Origin of the sequence: Companilactobacillus halodurans (genome assembly GCF_009600985.1) — a bacterium.
GTDB lineage: Bacteria > Bacillota > Bacilli > Lactobacillales > Lactobacillaceae > Companilactobacillus > Companilactobacillus halodurans.
This window is the reverse complement of the sequence record NZ_VDFP01000044.1, coordinates 1-5,253: the sequence shown is the minus strand read 5'-3', so window position 1 is coordinate 5,253 and position 5,253 is coordinate 1. Positions and strand designations below refer to the sequence as shown.

Here is a 5,253-nt window from a genome sequence, read left to right as displayed (position 1 = left end):
TGTTTATAATTCCCAAATAATCCTTTAAGGAATCGTATATTTATCTTTAATGCTTTCGATATCCAATTCTTCACTAAGAATATTGTAAGTTGTAAAATAACTCACGAAACTATCATTAGTAGCTTTATGCATCCCATATGTTATTAATCTTACAGCATTAGATACAATTTCTTTAAATTCTTCTGCGTCTCTTTCTTTATAACTTTTCCCTTCGTGTACTATTTTGTTTCTCATTGGATAATAATCATCTTTATACTTTGATACGCAATTAATGATTTCTTCTTTATATTCTAAATTTAATTTCTCAATTATTTTCAAAAGATGATCATTTATAATGTTTTTATAACCACAATCCAGGATATCTTTAATTTTTTCAGAATCTAATAATTTATTTATTTCATAATATTTCTTTACAAAATCTGAAATAAATATCTCAAAAGACGTTTGTATGTATACAATAGAATCATTATATTCTGAAAGGAAAAATGCTCTTTCCCCCTTTCTCATTATAAGTGCATACCGTTCACTTGGATGTGATAAATATAAGTTATAATTCAAAATAACATTTTTTAGTTCTGAATAACTTAAAGTTGATTTTTGATCATTTTCTACCTTACTTAGAGGATTTATAAGAAAAGTTGATGATTGTATAACATTACCGTTATTTTCGTATATGATATAAGTTGGTATAGTTAAAATACTTCTTAATGTTAAGACAAATATATTATGATATTGATGTTTCATTATTATAATATTAATAAAATTATTCAATACCTTTATTTGCTCATCAAATAATTTTGAAAATGCTTCTTTTTTCCTTCCCTCTCTTGATTCTTTCATTTTTTTGTAATTCTTCTTAGTGATAATAGAGGTGCATTCTACAAACGTATAGTTTTTTTCATTCATTAATATCTCTTTTGATACGTCTAATTCTTTATGAGTAAATGTTATTAAAACAGATTTATGAGTATTTACTTTAAAAATAATTCTTTCTCCGTTTTTAACTGGCACTCTATAAGGCAATAAATATCTAAAACTTATTAGTTTAGAGTTACCATTTAATTCATTTATTTCTTTATATATTCCATTTTTTAGTGTTATAAATTCATTCGTTATTCTACCATAATCAGACATCTTTATAACTCTCCTTTTTAACTTGATGAATGGCTTGAATCAACTCCCGATCACTTTGAACATCATGCAGATTAATATAAAAATGGTCATCTTCAATATAACTCGCAAATCGTTTAAACATGTTGGCGTAATACGCATTAGATTGAGCTTGCGATTTTAAATTTTCAACATCTTCATTCGTATCAATCGTCATTTGGCTCGAAGGCAACTCAACAACCGTTGGCTTAATCCGATTCCCTAAAGCGACTAATCGTGTATAAGCTGTGGGATTTAAATTTCTGATTTCAGCTAACTGTTTCACTTTTTCATATTCGGCTTCTGTTAAATTAATATTAATCGTTTTGGCTTTCTTTTGATTTTGACTTGGCATTTTGACTCCACCTTTAACTAAGTAAATACTCATAAAATATATAGTGTTTTTAATGAGTGATTGCTTAGTTAACATTTTAACATAGGTGGAATGATTGGGTGAGTAATTACTAATAAAATATCAATGATTTTTATTTGAGTAATTACTCATGATTCAACGCGCACATTTTTGCGCGTGATACTAAGCAAATACTCATAGGTATTTGCTATTTTTTCGCAGAAAAAATCCAAGGGGGCTTGGGGGAATGCCACCAACAAGCTGGATATATGGGTACCATATACGTAGCTTGCCAAACTCCTTTAATCGATGTACGATAAGGTTATCAAGGGTGACATTCATTGTTGGTAAAACAATTAGCGTCAGTCATTGAATAGCCGGTATTTTAAAGTTGTTCTATCTGATCAACTTTAAACATATATCGTATTTTGTGATGATCCTCGACGTCACATTTTTGACGGCGCATCACAAACGATCGATTAAGAAAGGAGTGCGCTTTTTGACCACGGATTATAGACGCGAAAGCAAGCAAATTAAGTTTAGAGTCACGCCCGAAGAATATGAACGTTTAGAAGCTATGGCAGAGACGCTTAATATATCAGTTCCCATGCTTGCGAAACAGGCGACGCAGAAAAAACGAATTAAACAACCACGTATCGACCGACAAGGCGCCTTAGAAATTGCGAAAGAATTAAGAGCGATTGGGACGAACTTAAATCAATTAACCAAAGCCGTACATACAAGTCATATCGATGAAACACTAGCTAAAAAGTTATTACGGAAACTAGAAATGCTGCGTAAAGGATTGAGATATTTATGGCAACGATTAAATTAGGTTCGACAAAAGCAATGAACGCCCTCATCGCGTATGCCGAAAACGAAGAAAAAGCCGAAAAGAAAAGTGGGCTCAACTGTGATGTCGATTACGTCAAAGAACAGATGAAAACCACACGATTATTATTTGGCAAAGATAACGGCCGTCAAGGTTACCATGTGATTCAGTCCTTTGACCCTAAAGATAACGTCACACCAGAACAAGCCAATGACATCGGTCGCATATTAGCGGAACAAGTCGCACCGGGTCATGAAGTTGCGATTTATACCCATACAGACCAAAACCACCTTCATAATCATATTTGTATTAATAGCGTGAATATGGAGACAGGTAAAAAGTTTGTGAATAATCGCCAAAAACTCTACGAGATACGCACTCAAAGTGATACCCTTTGCCAACAACATGAATTGAGTATCGTCAAAGAGAAAACAGCTGACATACGATACACCCAGGCCGAACAAAATATCATTGATAAATCGGATAATGATAAAGTTTCATGGAAAAACCAAGTAAGAATGGCAATTGAAGCAACCAAAGACAATGCGACCAATTTTGATGAATTTAATGGATTATTGAAACCTCAAGGCGTTGAAATCGCACGTACCACTGAAAAAACAATTACTTATAAACACCTAGCAGAAGATAAGAAAGTACGTGGTAGTAAATTAGGTCATGCTTACGATAAGGAGGAGGTACTCAATGCCTTTGGAACCGAGAAACGAAAACGAGAACACGAAAGCAATCAAAAAGAAACTCAGTCAGATCGAAACGCAACTCAAGCAGATTGTCGAAGATTTGAAGCAAGAACCCAACAACTTGAACAACAACAACGCGCTCAAGAACGTGCTGAATCAGCAAGATTGGCTCATGAAAAATCTCGAGCAGCTCGAATTGAACGAGAACGCGAGGAACAAGCAAAACGAAAATCTCAAGAACGAACTCGAGGCTTCGATCTCGACCTTTAACCAAGCAACGGAAGACACTCGAGTAAAATATATCAGTGTAGCCAATAGTTATTTAAAAAAACTCAATACAGATAACCAACAACAAGACTTTAAACAGGCTTTAGACACCAAATTTAAAGCGATAGATAATCAAACCAACCAATTGATTCAAACATTAAAAGAACGCAATGAGCAAGCTGAAAATGAAATACAGACCTATAAGCAAACGCTAGAAAGAAAAATGCGCCAAAATGATCAACTGATCCAAAAGTATAATCAAACCTTAAGTAAAATGACGCACGGCCTTTTCGCTTTATTTTATGTCGTTTTAGTTGTTGCGTTAGTCGCTATGGTGACAGGGCCTATCGGTCATAGCTTGTCGATTGATACTTTTTTACAAACGATTCATGATCAAATCGTTGAAGGAAAATCCATTTGGCGATATTTTGCTTATTTACTCTATCTCATTCCCTTTATATTATTAGCATGTATCCTGTGGCTTTGTGCGAAGCTCATAAATGCCCTTGATCATAAATTTTAAGGGATAAGTAATCAAAATAATTTAATGCGCTATATACCCCTTTAAAATCCAAAATAAGGGTATCGTAATAATTAAACAGGTAAGGAGTGAAAAAATAGCTAACCGTGAAAAATTAAAAAAGCGTATCAGTCTGGGTTTAAGTTTAACTCAAGTTATTGTTCAAGCAAGTCTTGTTTATTTAGCTTATAAGCAATATAAATTATCAAAAGATTATTAGAATGATTAACTAAGGGTTTAGAACAAGGTTCTAGGCTCTTAATTTTTTGTGTATCAACGGTAACGGAATGAACGAAGTGAATGAGTATAAGGAATTGATACACTTGCATAGCTCGCCACACTAAACGCAGTGGAATTGGACAACTTCCAATTCCCTGCAGTTTGAACGGCGAGTTCAAGAAGTTTTTTGATATTACTTTTTTACAAAAAAGTAATGAGTTAGGTTTTAAAGATCAAAATAATTTTGAACTTGGGGCAATTTGGCTCTGATCTTTATATATATTTATATAAGTCTTTTTAAACCTTTTTAGGAACCTATTGAGCCTTAGGGAGAGAGGGCTTTACAATAACTTAAAGGGACATTTTGCCACAATTAAAGGGACATTTTGCCACAATTAAAGGGACATTTTGCCACAATTAAAGGGACATTTTGCCACAATTAAAGGGACATTTTTAATATAAGTCACTTAAAATGTGTTAAAACTTGATAATAGGTGTGTTATTATAATCGTAATTGTAAACTTTAAAGGTCATAATTGTAATTATGACCTTTAAAGTCAAAGTTTTATAAGGAGTGTTGCTGTATGTCAGGAGAAACTATCGTATATAAAAACGATATGAATTTAGTCCCTTTACGTAGATTTACAAGTACTGAAATTAATTTGTTTTTTGCGATGTGCAATAAGCTAAAAGAACAAGATACTAATACTTTACATTTATCATTTGCTACTTTAAAAGAGCTAAGTAACTATAGTTCAGAAACTCGTAATATTAATAGATTCGTTAAAGATTTAGATGATGTTTATCAAAAAATGCTACAACTAACTATTAAGATGAAGAGATCATAGAAAGATTTGTTTTATTTAATCATTATAAGATACATAAGAAAGAACAATATTTAGAAATATCTACTTCCCCAAACTTAAAACATATCTTAAATTCAATAACAAACAACTTCACTAAATTTGAACTTCAAGAAATGACTCAACTGAAATCTACATATTCAAAAAATATGTTTCGAATATTAAAACAATACAAACATACTGGGTATGTAAAGTTAAAGATTGCTGATTTTAAAGAACGTTTGGACGTCCCAGATTCATATCAAATGAATGATATAACTAAGCGTGTTTTAAATCCTATTATTAAAGAATTAAGTTTTATGTTTAAAAATCTTAGTATCTATAAAATTCAAGCTAAAAAAGGGCGTAAAATT

7 protein-coding genes are annotated in these 5,253 nt (G+C 32.0%); 5 read left to right on the top strand and 2 right to left on the bottom strand.

The window, feature by feature from the left end; translation table 11 throughout:
- Positions 1 to 24: 24 nt before the first annotated feature.
- Positions 25 to 1,134: a hypothetical protein gene (locus FHL06_RS14595; protein WP_202879068.1), complete on the bottom strand. Its 1,110-nt coding sequence runs from the start codon at positions 1,132 to 1,134 to the stop codon at positions 25 to 27.
- Entirely contained in the window at positions 1,127 to 1,504 is a 378-nt protein-coding gene (locus tag FHL06_RS11925) for a plasmid mobilization protein (protein WP_153386808.1), read from the bottom strand. Before FHL06_RS11925 ends, FHL06_RS14595 begins: the two co-directional genes overlap by 8 nt.
- A 496-nt stretch (positions 1,505 to 2,000) precedes the next feature.
- Here FHL06_RS11925 and FHL06_RS11920 point away from each other — a divergent pair, with 496 nt between their 5' ends.
- The 5 genes from FHL06_RS11920 to FHL06_RS15205 form a co-directional block, all read left to right on the top strand.
- Positions 2,001 to 2,336 (top strand): plasmid mobilization protein, encoded by a 336-nt coding sequence (locus FHL06_RS11920; protein WP_192917975.1) that lies wholly within the window; start codon positions 2,001 to 2,003, stop codon positions 2,334 to 2,336.
- Positions 2,337 to 2,350: 14 nt separating this feature from the next.
- Entirely contained in the window at positions 2,351 to 3,301 is a 951-nt protein-coding gene (locus FHL06_RS11915; protein WP_238334035.1) for a relaxase/mobilization nuclease domain-containing protein, read from the top strand.
- The gene (locus tag FHL06_RS11910) at positions 3,228 to 3,821 is read left to right on the top strand and encodes a hypothetical protein (RefSeq protein WP_153386802.1); all 594 of its coding nucleotides are present in this window, start codon (positions 3,228 to 3,230) and stop codon (positions 3,819 to 3,821) included. The genes FHL06_RS11915 and FHL06_RS11910 overlap by 74 nt, the downstream gene beginning before the upstream one ends.
- 800 nt (positions 3,822 to 4,621) lie before the next feature.
- Positions 4,622 to 4,885 carry a replication initiation protein gene (locus FHL06_RS15210; protein WP_475392982.1) on the top strand — a complete coding sequence of 88 codons (264 nt, stop codon included), beginning with the start codon at positions 4,622 to 4,624 and terminating at the stop codon, positions 4,883 to 4,885.
- A partial coding sequence (locus FHL06_RS15205) for a RepB family plasmid replication initiator protein (protein ID WP_475392983.1) occupies positions 4,879 to 5,253 on the top strand: 375 nt, incomplete at its 3' end. The genes FHL06_RS15210 and FHL06_RS15205, both read left to right, overlap by 7 nt.

Coding starts and splice junctions, on each gene's coding strand:
- FHL06_RS11915 (WP_238334035.1), top strand. CDS start 2,351: ATGAACGCCCTCATCGCGTATGCCGAAAACGAAGAAAAAGCCGAAAAG.
- FHL06_RS15210 (WP_475392982.1), top strand. CDS start 4,622: ATGTCAGGAGAAACTATCGTATATAAAAACGATATGAATTTAGTCCCT.
- FHL06_RS11925 (WP_153386808.1), bottom strand. CDS start 1,504: ATGCCAAGTCAAAATCAAAAGAAAGCCAAAACGATTAATATTAATTTA.
- FHL06_RS14595 (WP_202879068.1), bottom strand. CDS start 1,134: ATGTCTGATTATGGTAGAATAACGAATGAATTTATAACACTAAAAAAT.